The sequence below is a fragment of the Labrys sp. KB_33_2 genome, assembly GCF_052114505.1.
Taxonomy (GTDB): domain Bacteria; phylum Pseudomonadota; class Alphaproteobacteria; order Rhizobiales; family Labraceae; genus Labrys.
Window position 1 is genome coordinate 58,068 of the sequence record NZ_JBFREW010000002.1, and the last position, 23,007, is coordinate 81,074.

Here is a 23,007-nt window from a genome sequence, read left to right on the forward strand (position 1 = left end):
GCTCAAATGACCTCACTTGTCTTTACCGGCCGTCCCTCCTGGATGGATCTGCCGGCGGCTTCCGCCAGAACGAGGGCTCGCCGGCCGTCCTCAAAACCAACCTCCGGCGCCGTGCCATTTTCGACGGCGTCGACGAACGCACCGATCTCGGCGTTGAAGGCCTCGGCATATCGCTCGATGAAGAAATTGAGGTAGGGCGCCCCACGGGATGTGAACTCCCCGGTGAAGCGCACGGAATCATGCGTTCTCCGGTTCTCCGAGACCGCCATGCCCTTGTTGCCGAACACTTCGACCCGCTGGTCGTAGCCATAAACAGCCTGCCGCGAGTTCAGGATGACACATTGCTTCCCGGATGCCGCGGTGAGAACCACCGATACGGTATCCCAGTCATTGCAGCGTTCCATCAGTGGCGGGTTCACAAGGCGGCTTCCGACGGCACTCACTGTTTCGGGTTCCTCCCCCAGCAGGAAGCGGGCCATGTCGAAATCATGGATCGTCATGTCGCGAAAAATGCCGCCCGAAACCTCCATATAGGCAGCTGGAGCCATTGCCGGGTCTCGGGAGGTGATGACGATCTGGTGCAGGTCGCCGATGTCACCGTTCACGATGGCGGCGCGCGTAGCCCTGTGCGTGGGATCGAAGCGCCTGACGAAACCAAGCATGATAGGCAGGGACGACTTGCCGATGATCCTGGCGCAGCGATCCACTCTTTCCAGGCTGAGGTCGATCGGCTTCTCGCACAGGATGGGTTTGCCAACCGCCACAGCCTTCTCGATATAGTCTGCATGCGTGCTCGTGGAGCTCGCAATGAGCACCGCATCGACGCCCTCGGAGGCGAATACGTCTTCGTCGGTTTCAAAAACGGTGGTGGCTTCCCTTGCCCCCACCTCCATGGCCGCCTCCCTCGAAACGTCGAAGACACCTGCAAGCCTTGCCCGAGGGTGCGCTGCTATATTCGCAGCATGCATCCGCCCGATGCGCCCGCAACCCAACACAGCGATTCTGAGCACGGAAGTTCCTCCCATTTTTTCTTAGCAATGATCATTGCAAAAATCTCATATTGTCAACAACTGATGCGGGGTTTTTGGAGGAACGTCCATCACAGTTTTGGGATGACCGTTTTCGCGCTGCCCTGTCAGGCGCCGGACAGCCGAACTCCCGGTTCGTGGCGGCCCGGCACAGGTCCCATCGTCGGCCTGCGCCAGGGTCGGCTCTCGAAATGTCGCCCAATGGAGAAATGTTTATTGACATTTTTTATTGTTTGCAATTTTCTTTGCAAAGATGTCTGAGGGAGGACGTGATGACTGGCCGGGAAAAGGCATATGCGCTGGAGGCATGCCGCGGGCCCAGGAAGATCGTTCCCTCTGATTTACCTGGGTTTTCAATCTAAAACAGCTTCATAGAGATAAAATCTAAATTAAAACATTAAGTATTTCCGAGGGCGGGAACCAGCGAAAATGTCACTCCTGAGATTGGAGGAGGTCGCCAAGTCCTATGGCGATGTCCAGGTGTTGAAGGACATCACACTTACCGTCGCGCCCGGTGAGGTTGTCGCGCTGGTCGGAGAAAACGGTGCCGGCAAATCCACCCTGATGCGTATTGTTGCGGGGCTGACCGCGCCAAGCGCCGGTTCTCTTAAGTTCAAGGATAGTCCGGCGCCTGGAACGCTCATCGAAGCCGAGCAGGCCGGGATCGTGATGGTGCATCAGGAGTTCTGCCTGGCGCCGCATCTGACCGTTGCGGAGAATATCTTCCTCGGGCGGGAACTGACACGGGGCCTGTTTACCGATGTGAAGGCGATGAGGATATCCGCCGCCGCAATCCTGGCCGAACTCGGCTCGGCGGTGTCACCTCGGGCGCGGCTCAGCGAATTGCCGGTATCCGCCTGGCAGATGATCGAACTCGCCAAGGCCTTCGCCCGCGATCCCAGGCTGATACTCATGGACGAACCGACGGCGGTGTTGTCCGCCGATGAGGCAGCACAGCTGTTTGCCAGGCTTCGCAAATTCCGAAGCTCCGGTGGTTCGGTGATTTTCACCTCGCATCGCCTCGATGAGGTCAAGCAGATCGCCGACAAGGTAGCCGTGTTGCGCGACGGGCAGATCGCCCGGATCGAAACGGCGGAGCGCATCTCTGAAGAGGAAATGGCCGAGGCGATGGTCGGCCGTCCGCTCGCGGAGATCTATCCGAGGAAGGCCGATCGAAAGACGGTCGAGATCTTCCTGCGGGTGGAAGCGCTTTCGGACAAGACGCTTGTGCGAAACGCGACGTTCGAAGTGCGCCGAGGCGAGATCCTCGGCATATCCGGCCTCATCGGATCCGGACGAACCGAGCTCTTCGAAGCCCTTTTGGGGCTGCGCTCCGCCAGTTGCCGCTCACTGGAGATCCATGGAAGGCCTTCGAGACTGCCGTCTGCACGCCAGGCATGGCGCATGAGACTGGCCTATCTGACCGAAGATCGAAAAGGCAAGGGGCTGCTGCTCGGCAAGAAACTGGAAGAGAACATCGCCCTTACCAAAGGAGCGATCGATGGCGGAGCCTGGATCGATTTCAGAGCGGAAAAGCAAGATCTCGTCGACGCGGTGCGGGTCTACGACATCCGCGCCGGCAACTTGAACATCGCCGCGGGCTCTCTCAGCGGCGGCAATCAGCAAAAGGTCCTGATTGCGAAGACACTCGCCACCGATCCCGATCTGATCGTGTTCGATGAGCCGACGCGCGGCGTCGATATCGGCGCCAAGCAGCAGATCTACCAGATCATCGCCGACCTGGCGGAGACCGGTAAAGCCGTCGTCGTCATCTCTTCCGAAATGCAGGAAATCGTCGGACTGGCCGATCGGGTTCTCGTGATGCGCGGCGGCGCCATTGCGGGCGAACTGGCCGGCGCTGACGTCAAGGAAAACGAGATCATCCGCCTAGCGATGGGACTTCGGGAGGAAGCAGTCAATGTCTGATATCGCAAAGGCCAGCGCCCCGGGTTCCGGCGCGCTCGTTTGGTCGCCTCGGCGCCTGCTGGAAGCGGCGGGACCATTGCTGGCCCTCGCGCTCCTCCTGATCGTGGGCGCCTCCATGAGCGGCAGTTTTCTCGGGGCCGAGAATCTATCGAATGTGCTGACGCGCAGTGCCTTGATCGGCATCATCGCGATAGGAGCGACATTCGTGATCACCGCCGGCGGTCTCGATTTGTCGGTGGGCTCCCTTTCCGGCCTCGTGGCCGGCTTGACGATCATGTTCATGAATCACGGGCTGCCATGGCTCGGGAGCGGTTGGGGCCTGGTGGCGGCCGGCATTGCCTGCGCGCTCTTCCTGGGGGGCTGCGCCGGATTGCTCAACGGCGTCATGATCGTGAAGGGGCGTGTCGAAGCCTTCATCGTGACCCTGGGCGCCATGGGTATTTTTCGCTCCATCCTGACCTGGCTGTCGGATGGCGGCTCGATAGCGCTGGATTTCTCGCTGCGGACGGCGTCGCGCCCGATCTACTACGGCGAGATCGCCGGCATTTCCGTGCCGATCATCGTGTTCGCTCTGATGGCAATCGTCGGCGAAGTCGTACTTCGGCGCACGCGCTTCGGCCGGCACGTTGCGGCCATCGGCTCCAGCCGTTCAGTCGCGGTCTACTCGGCCATTCCCGTGGATCGGGTTCGCATACTGACCTATGTCGTGCAGGGACTGACCGTCGCGGTTGCAACGGCGATCTACATCCCGCGCCTCGGCACGACCACGCCGTCTACCGGCCTGATGTGGGAACTGGAGGCGATTGCGGCCGTCATCATCGGCGGGACCCGTCTGAGCGGTGGATTTGGCCGCATCTGGGGAACCGTGGCCGGCGTTCTGATCCTCGGCTTCATCAGCAACATCCTCAATTTGAGCGGTCTGGTCAGCCCCTATCTGAACGGGGCTTTCCAGGGCGCCATCATCATCATCGCCGTCTTGCTCCAACGCGATCGCTCACAGGGTTGACGGCGTCAGAACACCAATCAAAGAGGGAGGAAACTATGTTCGGCAGATTGAAATCGGTCGTGGCAGCCGGAGCCATGCTCCTGGCGGGATGGACAGCGCCAGCGGCGGCCGCCGAAACCACGATCGGTATCTCTATCCCCGCGGCCACCCATGGCTGGACTGGGGGGCTCAACTATCACACCAAGCGCACGATCGAGCGCATGAAAGCGGCCTTTCCAGACGTTGACTTCGTCCTCACCACGTCGTCGAGCGCGACACAGCAGGTCAACGACGTCGAGGACATGCTCGCCCGTGGCATCAAGGCCCTGGTGATCCTGCCTTTTGAGTCCGACCCGCTCACCGAACCGGTCAAGGCAGCGAAGGCCAAAGGGGTCTTCATCGCAACGGTCGACCGAGGTCTGTCCCAGGAAGGGATCGAGGACGTCTATGTCGGGGGCGACAATCCCTCTTATGGGCGCACGGCTGCCGAGTACTTCAAGAAGAAGTTTCCGAATGGCGGCAAGATCGTCGTCATGCGCGGCATTCCCACCGCTATCGACAACATTCGGATCGAGGCCTTCAACGAAGCGTTGAAGGGGACCAACATCAAGGTCCTCGACATGCAATACGCCAATTGGAATCCCGACAAGGGCTTTGAAGTGATGCAGGACTATCTGCAGCGCTTCCCCGAGATCGACGGTGTCTGGACAGGCGATGACGACGCTGCTCTCGGCGCCATCGAGGCCATCAAGCAGTCGGGCCGAAAAAACGTCGCAGTACTGGGAGGTTCCGGCATGAACAAGGTGATCAAGCTCGTCGTGGATGGGCACGACATGGTCGATGCCGATATTTTCTATCCGCCGACCCTGATCATCCCCGCAATCGAACTGGTCACTATGAAATATGCGACTCAGGCACCGATCAGCGGCCGCTATGTTCTGTCCAGTCCGCTCATCACCAAAGACAACGCCGCGGAATATTACTTTCCGGATGCGCCTTATTGATCCAGAGCGGGGGGCGAGTTCGGTGGAAAGCTGAAGCGTCTGGCGGCCGCACGCGATCGTGCGGTCTGCTCCCTTGGCGATCCGTACAATCTTAAGCGGGCGTTCTTCGCCCACATCGACAAGGGCAGGCAACCTCCCGGGCTGCCTTGTTCATCCGGAAGATCTTACAGCGGCCGTGCACATCGGCAGCCATGCCGATCACACACGCGGCCCCGTGGAGTGGTGATTTGAGCGTTTTCTTATCTCCGCTGCCTGTTGTCTGACGAAGCATTTCGCGCCTGAGGCATTGAGCGCCGAAGAGGGCGATCTACGGCCTGTTTCCGACAACGACAGCGAGCCCCACCTCCGGGCTGAGCGCGATGTGCTGGCCAGTCTCTCGACTATAAAAAGGATAATTTGTCGGCGACCTCCTTCAAGAGCTGAAGAGCATCGTCAATCCCGCCCTCGACCGAATCCAGACGATGCACGAAGGGGCAGGTCAAGACAGCGACCGCATGGCGCTCCGGCGACAGAATTGGCACGCTGACATCTTCGATGCCCCGAACCTCCTGGCTGTCCCCGATGCGATGGCCTTGCTGCCGGTATTCGGCGAGGTGAGATTTGATCGCCTGGAAGGACTTCTGCTTATCGGGATCGTCCCATCGAGCAAGGAGGTCCTCCATCATGGCCGGGCTCGCAAAAGCAAGGAGCGTTTGACCGGAACTCGTGGCGACAAGATCGATTGGCGCGCCGATCCGCAGTCCGAACTCCCAATTTCCCGGACAGCTTGCGTGTGCGACTACGACAGCCGCATCTGCCTCCCGCAGGACGAGATGGCAGGACTGACGCGTTTCGCGAGCGAATGCATCCATCAGCGGCTGGGCGGGGGCGACAAGCCGCCGCAACGGCGGATGCCGATGCGCCAGCGAGAAAAGCTTCATCGTCAGCGCATAGCGGTCTCCCTCGAGGGAGCGGCTGACATAGTTGCGCGCCACGAGCCGTTCGACCATGCGATAGACTTCGCCGGGACTGCGGCCCATGGCCTTGACGATCTCCGCGCGGGTGAGCCCGCCGGGCTGCTCGGATAAGAGTTCCAGAATATCCAAACCCTTGTCGAGAGCCGGAGCGCGGTAGCGATCCTCGCTCTCCATATCGGCCTTGAGTGGCGTCGCCATCGTCTTTTCTCTTTTTGCCATTGTTCTCGGTTTACATATGAACGGATTGTTCGTATAAGAAGCGCGCAGGCAGATTATCATGCAGAAGCATTGTGGTCGAAGTCACAAGCTCAGGGAGGATGGATAGGCCCATGCGTTTGGAAGGTAAGCGTATTTTCATTTCCGCCGCCGCGCAGGGCATTGGCCGAGCCAGTGCATTGGCTTGTGCCCGCGAAGGCGCCGAGGTGGTGGCAACCGATGTCAATATCGAAGGCCTGCGAACGCTTTCCGCCGAAGACAGCCGCATCGAAACCCTGCCTCTCGATGTTTGCGACGGATCGGCCGTCTCCGCCTTTGCTTCGGCCCAGACCCCTTTCGATGCGATCTTCAACTGTGTCGGTTTCGTCCACAACGGAACCATCCTCGATTGCGAGGAAGAGGACTGGGACTTTTCTTTCGACCTCAACGTAAAGTCGGCATATCGGCTAACGAGAGCGTTGCTGCCCGGGCTGCTGGACCGGGCTAATCAAACAGGCACAGCCGCGATTCTCAACATGGCCTCGATGGCGTCATCCATCAAAGGTTTCCCAAATCGCTTCGTCTATGGGGCGACGAAAGCTGCCGTCATCGGCTTCACCAAGAGTATTGCCGCCGATTATGCGTCCCGGCGGCTGCGATGCAACGCCCTCTGCCCCGGGACGGTCGATACGCCGTCGCTGCGCGAGCGTATCGCCACTGCCGCCGATCCCGTTCAGGCCGAAAAGGACTTCATTGCCCGCCAGCCGATGGGTCGCCTGGCAGCGGTCGGCGACATAGCACCGATGGTCGTCTTTCTCCTCTCCGATGAATCGCGTTTCGTCACCGGTCAAGCCGTTCTCGTCGATGGCGGCGTCACGATCTGAGGAAAGCGTGAGCGGGTGACGGGCGGATCGAGCGCTCATCGGTCTCCGTCAGCAACGGGGCTTGGATCTCGTTCGAGCCGATCTCGCAAGTAAAGCCAAAGTACTGGAGCCGGGATCTCGATCCTCGGCAGGTAGACTCGTGCCTAGCTGTATCGCCTCTCATTTTTGCGCAAGCCACATGGACCAGAGGTCATGAACGCAATCGTCTCGATGACGGCAATTGAGAAGACGTTCCCCGGTGTGCATGCCCTTCGTCAAGCGCGGCTGGAGCTCATGCGCGGCGAGGTCCATGCGTTGATGGGCGAGAACGGGGCCGGCAAATCGACCCTGATGAAGATCCTTTCCGGCATCTACACGCCTGATGCGGGCGAGATCCTGCTCGATGGCAGGCCGGTCACCATAACCTCGCCCAAACAGGCGCAGACCCTGGGCATCTGCATCATTCACCAGGAACTCAACCTGATGAATGACCTGACCGCCGCCCAGAACATCTTCATCGGTCGCGAGCCGCGCAAGGCAGCCGGCCTGCTGCTGGACGAAGCCAAGCTAAATGCCCAGGCGGCAACGATCTTCGCGGAAATGAATCTGCAACTCGATCCGCGCACGCCGGTCGGCAGCTTGACGGTCGCGCGCCAGCAGATGGTGGAAATCGCCAAGGCGCTGTCCTTCAATTCGCGCATCCTGATCATGGATGAGCCGACGGCGGCGCTCAATGATGCCGAGATCGCCGAACTCTTCGCCATCATTGCCAGGCTGAAGGCAGACGGTGTCGCCATCGTCTACATTTCCCACAAGATGGACGAGATCAAGCGCATTGCCGACAAGGTCACGGTGATGCGCGACGGGGAATATGTCGCCACCGTGCCTGCGGCGACAACGCCGCTTGAAACCATCATCTCCATGATGGTTGGCCGTACGCTGCAGGACGAAACACCCGTTTTCCCCGACCTCGGCGCCGCGCCGGAAGTGCTCAAGGTGGTGGGGCTGCGGCGCGGGCGCGAAATCCGGGACGTCAGCTTCGCGATCAGGAAAGGGGAGATCCTCGGCTTCGCCGGGTTGATGGGAGCCGGGCGCACCGAGGTTGCGCGTGCTATTTTCGGAGCAGACCGCCGCGAGGCCGGCGAGATCTTCATGCATGGGCGCAAAGTCTCCATCCACACGCCGCAAGACGCCGTGAGGGCCGGCATCGGTTATCTGTCGGAAGATCGAAAGCGTTTTGGCCTCGCCCTCGGCATGGATGTGCGAAACAACGTCGTCCTTGCCAGCATGAGGCGCTTCATCACTGCGGGAGGCATGCTCAGGGAAGGGGCGATGCGCCAGGTGGCGGTGGACTACATGGCGAGTCTTGCCATCAAGACGCCGTCGGACCGCCAGACCGTGCGCCTGCTGTCAGGCGGCAATCAGCAGAAGGTCGTCATCGCCAAATGGCTGCTGCGTGACTGCGACCTCCTCATTTTCGACGAGCCGACGCGGGGCATCGATATCGGCGCCAAGAGCGAGATCTACAAACTGCTCAACGCCCTCGCGGCGGAGGGGAAGGCGATCATCGTGATCTCCTCCGAATTGCCGGAGGTGGTTCGGCTGAGTCACCGCATCGCGGTGATGTGCGAGGGCCGCTTGACCGGCATGCTGCCGGGAGGCGCCTCGCAGGAAGAAATCATGCGCCTGGCAACCCAACGCCATGGCGGCGTGGCAGCCGAAATAGCGCAAGGCGACCATCGGGGAGGACATTGATGAGCAGTACGACAGCAGCCGGCGCGCCTACTTCCAAGCGCTTCGCCGACGCGCAGCAAAAATTGCTGGCTTTTGCGAGCCTGATCGCGCTCGTGGCGGTTTTCGGGATATTGCGACCCGACAGCTTCCTGCAATCGTCGAATTTCGTTGCCATCCTGCAGCAGACCACGGTGAATGGCGTGCTGGCCATCGCCGCTACCCTGGTGATCATCACCGGTGGCATCGATCTGTCGATCGGCACGCTGATGTCCTTTTGCGCCGTCATTGCCGGCGTGATCCTCACATGGGGGCAGATGCCATTGGCCATGGGCGTGATCGGCACGATCCTGGCAGGCGCGGCGGTAGGCATTTTTTCCGGGACGCTCGTCGCCAAGCTGAAGATCCCGCCTTTCATCGCGACGCTCGGCATGATGCTGGTGCTCAAGGGAGCTGCCCTGCTGATTTCGGGAACCAAGCCGATCTATTTCAACTCGACGCCGGGCTACAGCAAGATCTCGCTGGGTTCGCTGGTCGGCGATGTCGTTCCAGGCTTGCCGCTGCCCAATGGCGTGCTGGTGCTGTTCGCCGTGGCGATCGTCACCAGCTTCATCCTTGGCCGCACCATCCTCGGCCGCTTTACCTTCGCATTGGGATCCAACGAGGAGGCCGTGCGCCTGTCGGGTGTCAATGTCGACGCCTGGAAGATCGCCATCTATGCCCTTGCGGGCGGTATCTGCGGCATTGCCGGCATTCTGCTTTCCTCGCGTCTCAACTCGGCCCAGCCGGCACTCGGCCAGGGCTACGAACTCGATGCCATCGCGGCCGTCGTCATCGGTGGTACCTCGCTCAGCGGCGGGCGGGGCACCATTCTGGGGACGCTCATCGGAGCCTTGATCACCAGCGTCCTGTCCAATGGCTTGCGCATCATGTCGGTGCCGCAGGAATGGCAGTTCGTCGCCACCGGCTCGATCATCATCCTCGCCGTTTTCTTCGACATGCTGCGCCAGCGTCGACAATAGGCGTGCGGGCGTGCCGGACCAAAGAGTGAAAAGCTCAAGACCCTCATAACCTAGGAAGGAGACGTCCATGATCACCAGACGCATGATGCTCGGAGCGGCCGCCGCATTGGCGCTTGCCGGCTTGGCTCCCGCGGCCCAGGCTGCCGACCAGCCTTATGTCGCGTTGATTTCGAAGGGCTTCCAGCATCAGTTCTGGCAGGCCGTCAAGGCCGGTGCCGACAAGGCGGCCAAGGATTTCAACGTCAAGGTGACGTTCGAAGGGCCGGAATCGGAAACCCAGGTCGACAAGCAGATCGACATGCTCGCCGCTGCCCTCTCGCGCAAACCGTCAGCGATCGGCTTTGCTGCACTCGACAGTCAGGCCGCTGTGCCGCTCTTGCAGCAGGCGGCGGATGCCAAAATCCCGGTGATCGCCTTCGACTCCGGCGTCGACAGCCCGATTCCGCTCAGCACTGCCGCCACAGACAACCAGGCTGCAGCGGCGCTGGCCGCCGACAAGATGGCCGCGCTCATCGGCAATGAAGGCAAGATCGCGCTGGTGGTGCACGATCAGACCAGCCGGACCGGCATCGACCGGCGTGACGGTTTCGTCAACCGCATCAAGGAAGCCTACCCCAAGATCGAGATCGTCTCCATTCAATATGGCGACGGCGACCAGCTCAAATCGACCGAGATCACCAAGTCGATCCTGCAGGCCAATCCCGATCTCAAGGGGATTTTCGGCTCGAACGAAGGCTCGGCCATCGGCGTGGTCAATGGCGTGAGCGAAGCGGGCAGGAAGCTCGTCGTGATCGGTTATGATTCCGGTGCTGCCCAGATCAAGGCCATTCGCGACGGCGTGATGGCTGGTGCCATCACTCAGAATCCGGTCGGCATCGGCTACAGGACGGTAGAGGCGGCGGTCAAGGCCCTCAAGGGCGAGACATTGCCACCGAAGATCGATACCGGTTTCTACTATTACGACAAGAGCAACATCGATCAGCCGGAAATCAAGGCGGTCCTCTACGATTGAGTATGGCTCCCTCAATTACGGGGCGGTGCGCCGAAGCATCGTCCCGCTTCAATCTGCTCAAGGCAGAGCCAAGACCATGATCTGCGCCGTCCGTTACATGATTTCCTGTCGTTCCCGCTTCCTGCGCCTGCAGATGGGTGACATTATCTCGACCGGCGTGCCGCCGGGCGCCGGTCTTGGTCAGCAACCGCCCGTCTATCTGCAGCCCGGCCAAACCGTTTCACAGGGCATCGAGGGCTTGGGCGAACGCAAACAGCGCGTCGTCGCGGCCTGATCTTCCAAGGAATAGTTTTCATGACCATCATCACCGGCATGCAGGTCCTCGATCTGCGCTTTCCAACCTCGCAGCATCTCGACGGTTCGGATGCGATGAATCCCGATCCCGATTATTCGGCTGCCTATGTGATCCTGGAAACGGATACGGGCGGGCTCGCGGGGCACGGCCTCACCTTCACCATCGGTCGCGGCAATGAAATCTGCTGCGCGGCCATCGAGGCGCTTCGGCATCTCGTCGTGGGGCTCGACATGGACGTGGTCACCAAGGACATGGGCGCCTTCTGGCGTCACATGACCTCCGACAGCCAGTTGCGCTGGATCGGTCCGGACAAGGGTGCGATCCACCTTGCCACCGGTGCCGTGGTCAATGCGGTCTGGGATCTTTGGGCGAAGATCGAGAAGAAGCCTGTCTGGCGGCTCGTCGCGGACATGACGCCGGAAGAGTTCGTGCGCTGCATCGACTTTCGCTACATCACGGACTGCATCACGCCCGAGGAGGCGATCGACCTCCTGCGTGGGCTGGAGCAGGGCAAGGCCGAGCGCCTCCAGACGCTGCAGCAGGAAGGCTATCCCTGCTATACGACATCTGCCGGCTGGCTCGGTTATAGCGACGAGAAGCTGCGCCGCCTTGCCAGGGAGGCTGTCGAGGCCGGCTTCAACCACATCAAGTTGAAGGTCGGGCGCGATCTCGAAGACGATATTCGCCGCCTGAGTATCGCCCGCGAAGCCGTCGGCCCCAATGTCAAGCTGATGATCGACGCCAATCAGGTCTGGGAAGTCGACCAGGCGATCGACTGGGTGAAGAAGCTCAGCTTCGTCAAGCCTTGGTTCATCGAGGAGCCCACCAGTCCCGACGATGTCGAGGGGCATCGCAGGATCCGGGCAGCCGTGGCCCCGGTACAGGTCGCGACCGGCGAGATGTGCCAGAACCGCGTTATGTTCAAGCAGTTCATCATGCGCGGCGCCATCGATGTCGTGCAGATCGATGCCTGCCGCATCGGCGGCATCAACGAGGTTCTCGCCGTGCTGCTCATGGCAGCGAAATACAAGCTTCTCGTCTGCCCTCATGCCGGCGGCGTCGGCCTGTGCGAATATGTGCAGCATCTGTCGATGATCGATTATCTCGTCGTCTCCGGTTCGCGGGACGGGCGGGTGATCGAGTTCGTCGACCACCTCCACGAGCATTTCAAGGATCCCTGCATCATCCAGGGAGCTGCCTATATGCCGCCGTGCGAACCGGGGTTCTCGATCGAGATGAAGGAACAGACCCTTTCAGATTTCCGCTTTCGCGGTTGAGGAGAGACGAATGGATCTTGGTCTGAAAGACAAAGTCTTCATCGTGACCGGCGGTGGCGCCGGGATCGGTGGGGCGATTACGCTGGGGCTTGCGGCAGAGGGCGCGATTCCCGTCATTTTCGGGCGCAGCCCGCTGGACGCTGATTTCGAAAGGCGCCTCCGCGAGGCTTCACCCGCGGCCCTGTTCGTGAGGGCCGATCTGACGCAAGACCAGGCCTGCGAAATGGCCGTCGCGGAGGCCTGCAACGCCTTCGGTAAAATTGATGGCTTGGTCAATAATGCCGGTGCAAACGACGGTGTTGGCCTGGAGGCGGGGCCGGCCGATTTCCGTGCGTCGCTGGAGCGCAATCTCATCCACTACTATACCCTTGCCCATCATTGCCTGCCTGCATTGCGACTTTCGAGAGGCTCGATCGTCAATATTTCCTCGAAGACGGCGTTGACGGGGCAGGGCAATACGAGCGGCTACACGGCCGCGAAAGGCGCGCAACTGGCGCTCACCCGCGAATGGGCGGCGGCGTTGCGAGAGGACGGCATTCGCGTCAATGCCGTCATCCCCGCCGAGGTGATGACGCCGCTTTATGAGCGTTGGTTGAACACTTTTGAGGATCCGCAAGCGCGGTTGCAGGACATCACGCGCCGTATCCCGCTCGGCAAGCGCATGACGACGGCCGAGGAAATCGCCAATACGGTGATTTTCCTCCTGTCCGATGCCTCCAGCCATACCACGGGCCAATGGCTCTTCGTCGACGGCGGTTACGTGCATCTCGATCGCGCTCTGGTATGATAAGGTCGTTTTGGCGGAGCGGTGAGGGCAGGCATTCAGTCTGACCAAGGATCAGCGCAGATCGTAGCGGCGCAGGTCAGATGGCCAGGGCGCGGAGCAAGCCTTCGAGATTGCGCTCGCCGTCCTTGGTCTGTGCGCCGGCCCGCAGGCCGCCCCGGATCAGCTTTTCGGCTGAGGGGCGTTCGAAAAGTCCGGCCCAGGCGTCATGCTCACGGCGAAAGCCTTCTTGCAGGTCTGTCACAGGCACGGCTTGCTTGGCGGCGGCGACGACGCCTTCGGGCAACGCGGCGATGTTGCGCGCCAGCCGATCGACGAAATCGTCAAGCTCTGCCGCCGGCAAGGCTCGGTTGATCCATCCGTAGCGCTCCGCCATCGCGGCATCGGTGAGATCGCCGCCTAGGATCACCTCGAGAGCGCGACCGCGCGTCATCCGACTGGATAGATATTGGGTGGCGCCGCCCCCCGGGGTGATGCCCATCAACGCCTCGCACTGCGCGAGCCCTGCTCGGTCCTGGGCGGCGAACGCCATGTCGGCTGCCGCAACGAACTCTGCGCCGCCGCCTCGGGCCAGCCCGGAGAGCTTGACGATGGTCACCTGCGGCTGCTCCCGTAGGAGTTCGCCGAACGCCTGGAATGGGTTGAGCCCGTCAGGAGCATCGCGCACGAGCTCGTCGAAGGCATGCGGTTCGTCGATCAATGTCATGTCGACATGGGCGATGAAGAACTCTGGATCGGCGCTCTGGAAAACCAGCACGCGCGTGTTTGGATCGTTGCGCAATGACAGGAGCAGGCGGCGGATTTCGCCCATCAAAGTCACATCGAGGACGTTGACCGGCGGATTGTCGATCGTGATCGTCGCGACGCCATCCGCCTGGGAAATGCGGAGCTTGCTGAAGTCTGCGTCTGTCATATCTACTTCTCTTTGTTTCGGGGAATACCGGGCGTTGGACTTTCACGCCTTTGATCATATGGTATTCATTGGATACCTAGCGTCAATTACGCACCTGAAGCATCCCAGGGATGCCGGAGGATACCGATGGATGACACCGATCCGATCTACCGTGCCGACTGCCCGAGCCGCGTGATCCTCGATCAGATCGCCGACAAATGGTCGATGATGGTGCTGGCGGTGCTGCGGGAGCCACGTCGCTTCAATGCGATCAAGCGCCGTCTTGATGGGGTCACGCAGCGCGTGCTGACTCAGACACTGCGCAAGCTGGAGCGCAATGGCATGGTGACCCGCCGAGTGTTGTCTGGCCGCGTGCTCGGCGTCGAGTATGCGCTGACACCGCTGGGCCAATCATTGCAGGGCCCATTTGCCACCCTGTTCGACTGGACCGTCGAGAACATGGGCGTGATTCAGGATTGCCAGCGCAGCTATGACGTACTTTCAGCGAGCGATTGAATTGCCGCTCCGCCTCAGAATGCACCAGCGGGCCGTTCCCACACCTGGTGGCCGGTCATGCCATCGTCCGCTGGATGAGCCGGTCCGCGATGGCTAGAGGCAACCTCCATCCTGGTTGGGTCACGATGCGAAAGAGAAGAAGCTCTCCCTCCGATCAAAAGGACCTCCCAATCATCCCGCCTAATCGGCAATTGTCGGTTGCCGGTCGGCTGCGTTGGGCTCTAATGTCTAATTCGGACTTTTGACAACAATCGACCTGTCGAGTCTGCCCGATAATGTTGTTTATCGCGGAAGGTTGGAAATCGGAAAGAGGCGATGACGCGTTGTCTCGTACTTGACCTTGGAGCCGGCAGCGGCCGTGCGATGCTGGCTACGTTTGAGAACCGCCAGCTACGGCTCGACGAAATTCACCGCTTCGACGGCTATGCGGTCGAAAGGGACGACGGCCCTCATTGGTCCCTCCCGTGCCTTTTCGATGAGATCGAGGAGAGCCTGCGCCGGTGCAGGGTCGAGGTCGGTTCGCTCGATTCCATCGGCGTGGATAGCTGGGGCCTGGACTATGCGTTGCTGGATCATGCCGGCGGGCTGGTAGGAGAGCCCTATCACTACCGCCATCCGCGCTCGCAGCGCGGACGGGAAGCCTTGCGGCTCGCCCCGGAAGAGCTCTACGCGATCTCGGGCGCGCAGGACCTGCCTGTCAATACGATTTGCCAGCTTTTCGACCAGGCTCGGCATGGCCCCGATGAACTGGCAAAGAGCCGCGGCCTTCTGATGATGGCCGATGTCGTCAATTACCATCTGACCGGGAACCTGCGGTCCGAACTGAGCCTGGCGCGCACGTCCGGGCTCGTCGATGCCCGTACGGAAGATTGGAGTACCGAGCTTTGCCAAAGGCTCGGTCTGCCGCGGCAGCTACTGCAGCCCATCATTCGCCCTGCCGAGGTCTATGGCACGCTGCGCGGTGAACTTGCCGACAGGCTGGGATTGGGGCCGGTTCCGGTGATCTCGGTCGCGGCCCATGATACGGCCAGCGCGGTAGCGGCGCTCGATCTAACCGATGGCGGCGGCTTCGTGATCTGCGGATCATGGTCCCTGATCGGCCTGGAGCGGCGTGTGCCCGATCTCGATGATGGCGTGCGGGCCTCAGGCTTCGGGAATGAGGGCGGCATTCTCGGCCGTACCTTCCTGGTCAAGAGCCTGAACGGCCTGCATCTCATCCAGAAATTGCGGGCTGCCTGGCAGCAGCGCCACGGCCGGCCGGTGACGTTTGCCGGGATCGCCGATGAAGTCACGAGAGCCGCTGCCCTGGATGATACGCCCGCCATCGATCCATCCGATCCGCTCTTCTTCAATCCCCCGGACATCATCGAGGCGATCCGCCGATCATGTGCGCGGAACGGCACCTTTCCTCCCTACGACCTCGGAGGCCTGGCGCTGGCCGTCTATAATGGCTTGGCCGCAGAAATCGGTTCTGCGGTCAAGACGATCGAGAAGCTGACGGGCCGTCCGCTGCCGAGCCTCACTTTGTGTGGCGGTGGCGTGCGGGATGCAGTTCTGTGTGACAGGATCGCCGCCCGTGCCGGAAAGACCGTGCGGATCGGTCCAGCCGAAGCGAGTTCCTGGGGCAATGCCTTGGTTCAGCTCCTTGGCCTGGGCCAGATAAAATCATTGGAAGAAGGGCGGGCTCTGGTTGAACAGTCCGCGGACATTCGCGATCTTGTCTGAAACGTTCCGATATTTGGTCAGGTGATCCGGTGATGCATGTTGGCGGTTGAGCGAAAAACCAGGATACTCGACCTTGTCACCCGCAACCGCAGCGTTGTGGTGGCCGAACTCAGCCAGGAACTGGGGGTCACCGAAGAGACCATACGGCGCGATCTCAACAAGCTCGAAAAAGAGGGCCTCCTCAGCCGGACGCATGGGGGCGCGATCGCGCTCCAGGGCGAAGCCGAAGACCTGCCTTATCGGACACGGCATCTCATCAACATCGAAGCCAAGCGCTCGATCGCCGGGAAGGCATCGACGCTCGTCAGGGACGGCGACGCGGTGATGATGGATTCGTCCTCGACGGCCTATGAGACTTTGAGAGCGATTGGCAACCGGCGGGATTTGACCCTCATTACCAATTCCGTACGCATCCTGTCGGACCCCAGCCTGCCCCCCTACACGATCATGTCGGTCGGTGGAGAATTGCGGCGCCGCTCGATGACCTTCGTCGGCCCGCTGGCCGGCCAGACCATCGCCCAGTTCAATGCGGATGTCGCCCTGATCAGTTGCAAGGCAATCTCGCTGACCGGCGGTCTCATGGAGGCGAACATGGCCGATGCGGACGTGAAGCGCGCCTTCATCGAGAGCGCACAACGGGTTTGCCTCCTCGTCGACAGCGAGAAATTCGACAAGACGGCCCTGATCAGCATTTGCGGCTTCGGACCCATCGATTTCGTGGTCACGGACCGGGAGCCATCGCCGGAATGGCGCGAATTGTTCGAAAGGAACGAGGTGAAGCTGATCGTGTAATGGATATAAGCGGGCAAATACAGAAAATATAATGTCTGAATTATTGACTTTTTGACCGAATATACGAAAACTTGGGGCGACCAATGAGGTGCCCGGCATGCAAGACGATCTGCGATTGCGCGAATATATCTGTGAAATCGGGCGGCGCGCTTATGCGCGCGAGATGGGCGCCGCCAATGACGGCAACTTCTCGGTTCTCCTGGATGACGGCACCTTGCTGTGCACCCCGACCAGCGTCTCCAAGGGGTTCATGACGCCTGACATGATCTGCCGGATCGACCGGCAGGGCGCTCTTCTCGAAGACAGGGGTTTTCGTCCCTCGACCGAAATCAAGATGCATCTCTGCGTCTACGACCGTCGTCCCGATGTCCGGGCCGTCGTGCACGCCCATCCCCTCTATGCCACCGTTCACGCCATCTGCGGCAAGCCGATCACGCAGCAGATCATGCCCGAATCCACCATGTTCCTCGGCGAGGTGCCTCTGACGCCCTATGCGCTGCCCTCGACGAGCGAATTGTCCGATGCGATCGCTCCCTATCTCGACCGATATGACGCCCTGCTCCTGGAAAACCATGGCGCGCTGTCCTACGGGCACGATCTCACCAGTGCCTATTTCAAGATGGAAGCGCTCGATTATTACGCCAAGGTCGTCTACCTCGCGGCCCATTATGGCGGCGCGAAGGAATTCAACGCCGAGCAGATCGAGAGGCTTCTCGATATCCGCCGCACCAAATTCGCCCAGCCCGGACGCCATCCCTTCCTCGATCGGCCTGCCGAATAAGAGCGGGCTCGACCTGTATTGCCATAATATCCGCAAACGGGAGGATCCCATGTATGTGCGCAAGTTCCGTCTTGACGGCCGGGTTGCCGTCGTCACCGGCGGGGGGCGTGGCATTGGCCTGAGTTGCGCCGAAGCCCTGTTGGAAAATGGCGCAAAAGTCGTCATCGCGGACATCGACCTGTCGATCGCCGCCGAAGGGCAGGCGGAACTGGCGCGCAGGGGCTATGAAGTCGATGTGCGCCAGGTCGACGTGACCAAGCCCGCCGAGGTTGATGCGCTGGCCGGCGGCATTGTGCGGGACCATGGCCGGGTCGACATCCTCGTTGCCAATGCGGGCATTGCCCGTTCGGGAACGGCGGCCGAGAATGTGACCGACGAGCACTGGCTGCACGTGAACGATGTGAACTACAATGGCGTTTTCTGGTGCAATCGCGCGTTCGGCCGCCACATGCTCAAGGCGGGGCGGGGGGCTATCGTGAATATCGGCTCGATGTCCGGCCTGATTTCGAACCGCCCTCAAAAGCAGACCTACTACAATGCGGCCAAGGCCGCGGTACACCAGATGACCTCGTCTCTGGCTGCGGAATGGGCCGATCGTGGCGTACGGGTCAATGCGGTGGCGCCGACCTATATCGAGACGGCGATGACAATGTACCGGCACGACAATGACGGCATGATCGATGTCTGGCTGCGCGACACGCCGATGCACCGCCTCGGCAAGCCGGACGAGATCGCATCGGTGGTGCATTTCCTGGCCTGTGATGCTTCCAGCCTGATGACGGGAACCACGGTGGTGGCAGACGGCGGGTTCACCTGCTGGTGACATGCGGCACCATCGATGTCCTGGTCAACAATGCGGGTGTCCTGTCGGTCCACAAGGTCGAGGATATCGAGCCTGACGCGTGGGACCGCATGTACGACGTCAACACCAAGGGCACCTTCATGGTGACCAAGACCCTGCTTGGCCATTTCCGGCAGCGCAAGGCCGGGGCGCGTTACTGTTCCTGCAAGGCCGCGGTGATCAGCTTCACCCATATCCTGGCCATGGAGGTCGGCCTCGACGGCATCACCGTCAATGCGGTCTGCCCCGGCATCATCGACATCGACATGGGCCGCAACAATTATCGGGACGAAGAGTCGCTCAAGAAAGTCATCGAGAAGACCACGCTCGGGCGCCTGGGATATCCTGAGGATGTCGTCGGCTCCGTCGCCTTTTTCGCATCCGATGATGCATCCTTCATCACCGGGCAGGCGCTCAACGTCTGCGGCGGCATCATCTTCCACTGAAACCATCAACCTCCGCTGAAAGAAAGACCAGCATCGTGAACAATAAACTGGGACTGCACGCCTTTGTCTGGACACCCGGCTGGAGCCACGAACAGTGCGCTCGCGCCATCGGGAAGACGGCGGAACTGGGCTATGACATCATCGAAGCGCCGGCCCTCGATCCGAGCGTATTCGACGTGGATTTCACGCGGCGCGAACTCGAGAAAGCCAATATCGGCATCACCTTCTCCCTCGGCCTCGATGCCACCACCGATATCTCGAATGGCGACCCCGAGATGGCCAAGCGCGGCGAACGGCGCCTTCTCGACATCGTCTCCATCGCCCGAGACCTGAAGGGCACGCATATCTGCGGGATCATCTATTCGGCGTTCCAGAAATATGCCGTGCCGCCCACAAAGGATGGTGTCGCCCGCGCCGTCGAGGTCCTGCAGCGCGTCGCCGAGCAGGCGGCCAAGAGCGATATCACCCTCGGGCTGGAGGTGGTCAACCGCTATGAGAGCAACGTCCTCAACACGGCGGCGCAGGCGGTCGAGATGTGCAAGCGCATCGGCGCCCCGAATGTGAAGGTCCATCTCGACTGCTACCACATGAACATCGAGGAGGCCGACGTCGCCTCCGCCATCGTCGAGACCGGACCGCTGCTCGGCTATTTCCACACCGGCGATTCAAATCGCGGCTATCTCGGCACCGGCTCGATCGATTTCAAGATGATCTTCCGCGCCCTCGCCAAGGCCAATTACCAGGGACCGATCACCTTCGAATCCTTCTCCTCCCGGGTCGTCGGCCAGCCTCTCGAAGGTATTCTCGGCATCTGGCGTGACCTGTGGGACGACGGCGACGACCTCGCCGCTCATGCCAAGACCTTCACGCAGGCCCATCTCAAGGCTGCCTATGAGACCGAAAAGCGCGGCCGCAGCAGCCTCGTCTAGATCGGATACCAAGTCGCGAAGATGCTGATGCATACGCGACTTGAGCGCCTCACGATTTTCGATGCAAAATCAAAGGTTTGGCGAAAATCGTGAGACGGAACCAAGAGCCATTTTCAATGATTTTCGGTGTGAGCCATCAGAAGGTGACCATGGGAAGCATTCAGTTCGACCGTGTCAGCAAGAAATATGGGTCCATCAGATCGTCTCCGATGTCAGCCTGGAGGTGAAGGACGGCGAGTTCGTGGTGTTCGTCGGCCCGTCGGGCTGCCAAAAGTCGTCGCTGCTCCGGCTGATCACCGGCCTGGAGCAGCTGTCGGACGGCCGCGTGCTGATCGACGGCACGGATGTCTCCCGGCTCGCGCCGGCGGACCGTCGCATTGCCATGGTCTTCCAGTCCTACGCGCTCTATCCGCATATGAGCGTGTGTGACAATATCGGCTTCGGCCTGAAGATCGCCGGCATGCCCAAGCAGGAAATCGCCAGCAAGTGGCGATCGGGCGGGCAATGCCGAGCAGTTCAGCACGCCGCTCGAACTCTACGACCGTCCCGCCAACCTTTTCGTCGCAAGCTTCATCGGCTCGCCCAAGATGAACTTCGTGCCGGCGATGCCGAGCGGCGACAAGGAGTTGGAGCTCGCCGGTGGCTCGAAAGTCGCTCTGCCGGATGGGCGGGGCACCCGGCTGGACCAGAAGATGACCTTCGGCGTCCGCCCCGAGCACGTTCTCTATTCCCCCGATGCTGGGCTGTGGGACGGCACGGTGTCCCTGGAGAAGCAACTCGGCAGCGACGCCCTGCTCTATGTCGACGTGCCATCGCTCGGAACCATTACCGTGCGCGCCGTGGGAGAAAGGCGCTTCAAGACCGGCGATAGGATCTTCCTCACGCCTGATGCGTCCCGCGTGCATCTCTTCGATGAGCACGATGTGGCCATTGCCGCATGATGCGCAATTCCTTCCCGATCGATTTCGGTTTCAGAGTTACTTGACACATACTTTGTGATCACCTCCATTTGGTGCTGAAAGAACGAGGTGCGAGAAGAATCCATAGTATTACGTCTGCATAACGGCCTTTTGGCGATACGGATTGCCGGTATGCGTTGTTAAATCGCCGCTTTTTGCGGGCGCCCGGATCACAATGAGGCGCGCTTTAAAAAACATAGGGATGAAATGCCATGAGTAGATCAGATGCAAAGGGCCAGCTTTCGAGGTGGCTGGATCGCTTTGCTCTCGCCGCGGCGGCTGCCGACAAATCCGGGCTCCTCGCTCTGTTCGCGGAGGGTTGCTACTGGCGCGATCTGCTGGCGTTCACCTGGAACCTTTACACTGCGGAGGGCAGGGAAGGCGTTGGCGGCTTGATCGATGCGACCTTGGCGCGCACGCGGCCCATCGCCTTTGCCGTGCAGGACGAGGTGTCGGAAACCGATGGCGTCATCGAAGGATTTTTCACGTTTGAAACCGGCGAAGCGCGCTGTCGCGGCTATATCCGCCTCAAGGGCGATCTGTGCTGGACGCTGCTGACCTCGATGGAGGAACTGAAGGGATTCGAAGAAAAGAAAGGGCGCCGCCGCGTCATGGGTGCCCAGCATGGCGTACACCGCGATCGGCAGACCTGGCTGGAGCGACGGCAGGAGGAAGAGAGCCTCCTGGGCACCGAGACCCAGCCCTATTGCGTGATCGTCGGAGCCGGGCAGGGCGGCCTGGCCCTCGGGGCCCGGCTTAAGCGTCTCGGTGTGCCGACCCTCATCGTCGAGGCCCATGAGAGACCGGGCGATTCATGGCGCAAGCGCTACAAGTCGCTCTGCCTTCACGATCCGGTCTGGTACGACCACATGCCCTATCTGCCTTTCCCCGATGACTGGCCGGTTTATACGCCCAAGGACAAAATGGCTGACTGGCTCGAAGCCTATGCCAAGGTGATGGAACTCAATGTCTGGAGTTCCTCTCCTTGTCGGAAGGCATCCTTCGATGCCGCGCGAGGGCAATGGACCGTGGAAGTCTCGCGCGAGGGCAAGCCGGTTACGCTCACGCCCAAGCACCTCATTTTGGCGACCGGCATGTCCGGTATTCCCAATGAACCTGCATTTCCCGGCATGGAGCTTTTTGCAGGCGAACAATGCCACTCCAGCCGCTACAAGAGCAGTGATGCCTATAGCGGCAGGAAATGCGTCGTCATCGGCTCGAACAACTCAGCCCACGATATTTGCGCCGATCTGTGGGAGAAGGGCGCCGATGTCACCATGGTGCAGCGAACCTCGACCCATGTCGCGAGTTCAGACGCGCTCTTCCAGTTTGGCACCAGCCGGCTCTATTCGGAGGACGCGCTCGAGCAGGGCATCGATACCGACAAGGCCGATTTGTTGAATGCCTCGGTGCCCTACAGCCTCATGCCGGAAATTCTCAGGCCCGTGACCGCGTCCATCAAGGCCGCGGATGCCGATCTCCTGGAGAGACTTGAAAAGGTCGGCTTCCTGCTCGACTTCGGCGACGATGAATCCGGCCTTTTTCTCAAATATATGCGGCGCGGTTCGGGCTACTACATCGATGTCGGGGCGTCAGACCTGATTGCGAACGGGGACATCAAGCTGAAAAGCGGCGTGGGGGTCCGCGAAATCACCCGGAACGGCGTCATGCTCGGCGATGGCACCGAGTTGCCGGCCGATCTCATCATCTACGCCACCGGCTATGGCTCGATGAATGGCTGGGCCGCCAGGCTGATTTCGCAGGAGGTCGCGGACAGGGTGGGCAAGGTTTGGGGGCTCGGCTCCGATACCACCAAGGATCCAGGCCCCTGGGAGGGTGAACCGCGCAACATGTGGAAGCCGACCCGGCAGGAAGGGCTGTGGTTCCATGGCGGAAACCTGCACCAGTCCCGCCATTACCCCCAATATCTCGCATTGCAGTTGAAGGCGCGCATGGAAGGCCTGCCCACGCCGGTGTTCGGGATGCCGCTGGTTCATCATCTGGTATGACGATGGCGAAAAGACTGGCCGGTGGCTGACCGCCGCGAC

Annotated in this window: 21 protein-coding genes and 1 pseudogene; 19 read left to right on the plus strand and 3 right to left on the minus strand. The window is 60.8% G+C overall.

The features are described from left to right. Positions 1–2 precede the first annotated feature (2 nt). On the minus strand, positions 3–1,025 hold the full coding sequence (iolG, locus tag AB4037_RS03620; RefSeq protein ID WP_441770559.1) for an inositol 2-dehydrogenase: 1,023 nt from the start codon (positions 1,023–1,025) through the stop codon (positions 3–5). 432 nt (positions 1,026–1,457) lie between these two features. Between iolG and AB4037_RS03625 the strand changes: the two genes are divergently transcribed. Genes AB4037_RS03625 through AB4037_RS03635 form a run of 3 tightly spaced genes read left to right on the plus strand, consistent with a single transcriptional unit; the run spans position 1,458 to position 4,943 of the window. Next, the gene (locus tag AB4037_RS03625; RefSeq protein ID WP_441770560.1) at positions 1,458–2,954 is read left to right on the plus strand and encodes a sugar ABC transporter ATP-binding protein; all 1,497 of its coding nucleotides are present in this window, start codon (positions 1,458–1,460) and stop codon (positions 2,952–2,954) included. Then, the gene (locus tag AB4037_RS03630; RefSeq protein WP_441770561.1) at positions 2,947–3,960 is read left to right on the plus strand and encodes an ABC transporter permease; all 1,014 of its coding nucleotides are present in this window, start codon (positions 2,947–2,949) and stop codon (positions 3,958–3,960) included. The genes AB4037_RS03625 and AB4037_RS03630 overlap by 8 nt, the downstream gene beginning before the upstream one ends. Before the next feature lie 35 nt (positions 3,961–3,995). Next, positions 3,996–4,943 (plus strand): substrate-binding domain-containing protein, encoded by a 948-nt coding sequence (locus tag AB4037_RS03635; protein WP_441770562.1) that lies wholly within the window; start codon positions 3,996–3,998, stop codon positions 4,941–4,943. 380 nt (positions 4,944–5,323) lie between these two features. On the opposite strand, the gene AB4037_RS03640 is transcribed toward AB4037_RS03635, so the two are convergent. Next, positions 5,324–6,178, minus strand: a complete 855-nt coding sequence (locus tag AB4037_RS03640) for an IclR family transcriptional regulator (RefSeq protein WP_441770563.1) — start codon at positions 6,176–6,178, stop codon at positions 5,324–5,326. Positions 6,179–6,228: 50 nt separating this feature from the next. On the opposite strand from AB4037_RS03640, the gene AB4037_RS03645 reads away from it, so the two are divergent. The 7 genes from AB4037_RS03645 (at position 6,229) to AB4037_RS03675 (ending at position 13,081) form a co-directional block, all read left to right on the plus strand. Beyond that, entirely contained in the window at positions 6,229–6,978 is a 750-nt protein-coding gene (locus AB4037_RS03645; RefSeq protein WP_441770825.1) for an SDR family oxidoreductase, read from the plus strand. Positions 6,979–7,170: 192 nt separating this feature from the next. Beyond that, complete coding sequence (locus tag AB4037_RS03650; RefSeq protein WP_441770564.1) at positions 7,171–8,712, plus strand: sugar ABC transporter ATP-binding protein; 1,542 nt, start codon at positions 7,171–7,173, stop codon at positions 8,710–8,712. Further along, positions 8,712–9,710: an ABC transporter permease gene (locus AB4037_RS03655; RefSeq protein ID WP_441770565.1), complete on the plus strand. Its 999-nt coding sequence runs from the start codon at positions 8,712–8,714 to the stop codon at positions 9,708–9,710. The genes AB4037_RS03650 and AB4037_RS03655 overlap by 1 nt, the downstream gene beginning before the upstream one ends. 67 nt (positions 9,711–9,777) lie before the next feature. Next, positions 9,778–10,722: an ABC transporter substrate-binding protein gene (locus tag AB4037_RS03660; protein WP_441770566.1), complete on the plus strand. Its 945-nt coding sequence runs from the start codon at positions 9,778–9,780 to the stop codon at positions 10,720–10,722. Positions 10,723–10,747: 25 nt separating this feature from the next. Beyond that, positions 10,748–10,996, plus strand: coding sequence for a fumarylacetoacetate hydrolase family protein (locus tag AB4037_RS03665; RefSeq protein WP_434960536.1), 249 nt, complete (start codon positions 10,748–10,750; stop codon positions 10,994–10,996). 20 nt (positions 10,997–11,016) lie between these two features. After that, the gene (locus tag AB4037_RS03670) at positions 11,017–12,294 is read left to right on the plus strand and encodes an L-fuconate dehydratase (RefSeq protein ID WP_441770567.1); all 1,278 of its coding nucleotides are present in this window, start codon (positions 11,017–11,019) and stop codon (positions 12,292–12,294) included. A gap of 10 nt (positions 12,295–12,304) precedes the next feature. Beyond that, entirely contained in the window at positions 12,305–13,081 is a 777-nt protein-coding gene (locus tag AB4037_RS03675) for an SDR family oxidoreductase (protein ID WP_441770568.1), read from the plus strand. 76 nt (positions 13,082–13,157) lie between these two features. Here AB4037_RS03675 and AB4037_RS03680 read toward each other — a convergent pair whose 3' ends face one another. Continuing rightward, positions 13,158–13,991: an enoyl-CoA hydratase/isomerase family protein gene (locus tag AB4037_RS03680; RefSeq protein WP_441770569.1), complete on the minus strand. Its 834-nt coding sequence runs from the start codon at positions 13,989–13,991 to the stop codon at positions 13,158–13,160. A gap of 126 nt (positions 13,992–14,117) precedes the next feature. Between AB4037_RS03680 and AB4037_RS03685 the strand changes: the two genes are divergently transcribed. From AB4037_RS03685 to AB4037_RS03725, 9 genes and pseudogenes are all read left to right on the plus strand, one after another. Next, positions 14,118–14,486 (plus strand): winged helix-turn-helix transcriptional regulator, encoded by a 369-nt coding sequence (locus AB4037_RS03685; protein WP_441770570.1) that lies wholly within the window; start codon positions 14,118–14,120, stop codon positions 14,484–14,486. 315 nt (positions 14,487–14,801) lie between these two features. Then, the gene (locus tag AB4037_RS03690) at positions 14,802–16,211 is read left to right on the plus strand and encodes a rhamnulokinase (RefSeq protein ID WP_441770571.1); all 1,410 of its coding nucleotides are present in this window, start codon (positions 14,802–14,804) and stop codon (positions 16,209–16,211) included. A 36-nt stretch (positions 16,212–16,247) separates the two neighbouring features. Continuing rightward, on the plus strand, positions 16,248–17,003 hold the full coding sequence (locus AB4037_RS03695; RefSeq protein ID WP_441770572.1) for a DeoR/GlpR family DNA-binding transcription regulator: 756 nt from the start codon (positions 16,248–16,250) through the stop codon (positions 17,001–17,003). 97 nt (positions 17,004–17,100) lie between these two features. Then, on the plus strand, positions 17,101–17,784 hold the full coding sequence (locus AB4037_RS03700) for a class II aldolase/adducin family protein (protein ID WP_434960543.1): 684 nt from the start codon (positions 17,101–17,103) through the stop codon (positions 17,782–17,784). Between the two features lie 49 nt (positions 17,785–17,833). Next, positions 17,834–18,607 (plus strand): SDR family NAD(P)-dependent oxidoreductase, encoded by a 774-nt coding sequence (locus tag AB4037_RS03705; RefSeq protein ID WP_441770573.1) that lies wholly within the window; start codon positions 17,834–17,836, stop codon positions 18,605–18,607. Beyond that, a complete protein-coding gene (locus AB4037_RS03710; protein ID WP_441770574.1) occupies positions 18,604–19,071 on the plus strand; it encodes an SDR family NAD(P)-dependent oxidoreductase in 468 nt (155 codons plus the stop codon). The genes AB4037_RS03705 and AB4037_RS03710 overlap by 4 nt, the downstream gene beginning before the upstream one ends. 35 nt (positions 19,072–19,106) lie before the next feature. Beyond that, on the plus strand, positions 19,107–20,000 hold the full coding sequence (locus AB4037_RS03715) for a sugar phosphate isomerase/epimerase family protein (RefSeq protein WP_441770575.1): 894 nt from the start codon (positions 19,107–19,109) through the stop codon (positions 19,998–20,000). A gap of 149 nt (positions 20,001–20,149) precedes the next feature. Next, positions 20,150–20,941: pseudogene (locus tag AB4037_RS03720) on the plus strand (ABC transporter ATP-binding protein). Between the two features lie 230 nt (positions 20,942–21,171). After that, entirely contained in the window at positions 21,172–22,968 is a 1,797-nt protein-coding gene (locus AB4037_RS03725) for a flavin-containing monooxygenase (RefSeq protein ID WP_441770576.1), read from the plus strand. The last annotated feature ends 39 nt before the right edge of the window (positions 22,969–23,007 follow it).

Excerpts from the sequence above, each read along its gene's own strand:
- iolG (WP_441770559.1), bottom strand. The coding sequence starts at position 1,025 with ATGGGAGGAACTTCCGTGCTCAGAATCGCTGTGTTGGGTTGCGGGCGC.
- AB4037_RS03625 (WP_441770560.1), top strand. The coding sequence starts at position 1,458 with ATGTCACTCCTGAGATTGGAGGAGGTCGCCAAGTCCTATGGCGATGTC.
- AB4037_RS03630 (WP_441770561.1), top strand. The coding sequence starts at position 2,947 with ATGTCTGATATCGCAAAGGCCAGCGCCCCGGGTTCCGGCGCGCTCGTT.
- AB4037_RS03635 (WP_441770562.1), top strand. The coding sequence starts at position 3,996 with ATGTTCGGCAGATTGAAATCGGTCGTGGCAGCCGGAGCCATGCTCCTG.
- AB4037_RS03640 (WP_441770563.1), bottom strand. The coding sequence starts at position 6,178 with ATGATAATCTGCCTGCGCGCTTCTTATACGAACAATCCGTTCATATGT.
- AB4037_RS03645 (WP_441770825.1), top strand. The coding sequence starts at position 6,229 with ATGCGTTTGGAAGGTAAGCGTATTTTCATTTCCGCCGCCGCGCAGGGC.
- AB4037_RS03650 (WP_441770564.1), top strand. The coding sequence starts at position 7,171 with ATGAACGCAATCGTCTCGATGACGGCAATTGAGAAGACGTTCCCCGGT.
- AB4037_RS03655 (WP_441770565.1), top strand. The coding sequence starts at position 8,712 with ATGAGCAGTACGACAGCAGCCGGCGCGCCTACTTCCAAGCGCTTCGCC.
- AB4037_RS03660 (WP_441770566.1), top strand. The coding sequence starts at position 9,778 with ATGATCACCAGACGCATGATGCTCGGAGCGGCCGCCGCATTGGCGCTT.
- AB4037_RS03670 (WP_441770567.1), top strand. The coding sequence starts at position 11,017 with ATGACCATCATCACCGGCATGCAGGTCCTCGATCTGCGCTTTCCAACC.
- AB4037_RS03675 (WP_441770568.1), top strand. The coding sequence starts at position 12,305 with ATGGATCTTGGTCTGAAAGACAAAGTCTTCATCGTGACCGGCGGTGGC.
- AB4037_RS03680 (WP_441770569.1), bottom strand. The coding sequence starts at position 13,991 with ATGACAGACGCAGACTTCAGCAAGCTCCGCATTTCCCAGGCGGATGGC.
- AB4037_RS03685 (WP_441770570.1), top strand. The coding sequence starts at position 14,118 with ATGGATGACACCGATCCGATCTACCGTGCCGACTGCCCGAGCCGCGTG.
- AB4037_RS03690 (WP_441770571.1), top strand. The coding sequence starts at position 14,802 with ATGACGCGTTGTCTCGTACTTGACCTTGGAGCCGGCAGCGGCCGTGCG.
- AB4037_RS03695 (WP_441770572.1), top strand. The coding sequence starts at position 16,248 with ATGTTGGCGGTTGAGCGAAAAACCAGGATACTCGACCTTGTCACCCGC.
- AB4037_RS03700 (WP_434960543.1), top strand. The coding sequence starts at position 17,101 with ATGCAAGACGATCTGCGATTGCGCGAATATATCTGTGAAATCGGGCGG.
- AB4037_RS03705 (WP_441770573.1), top strand. The coding sequence starts at position 17,834 with ATGTATGTGCGCAAGTTCCGTCTTGACGGCCGGGTTGCCGTCGTCACC.
- AB4037_RS03725 (WP_441770576.1), top strand. The coding sequence starts at position 21,172 with ATGAGTAGATCAGATGCAAAGGGCCAGCTTTCGAGGTGGCTGGATCGC.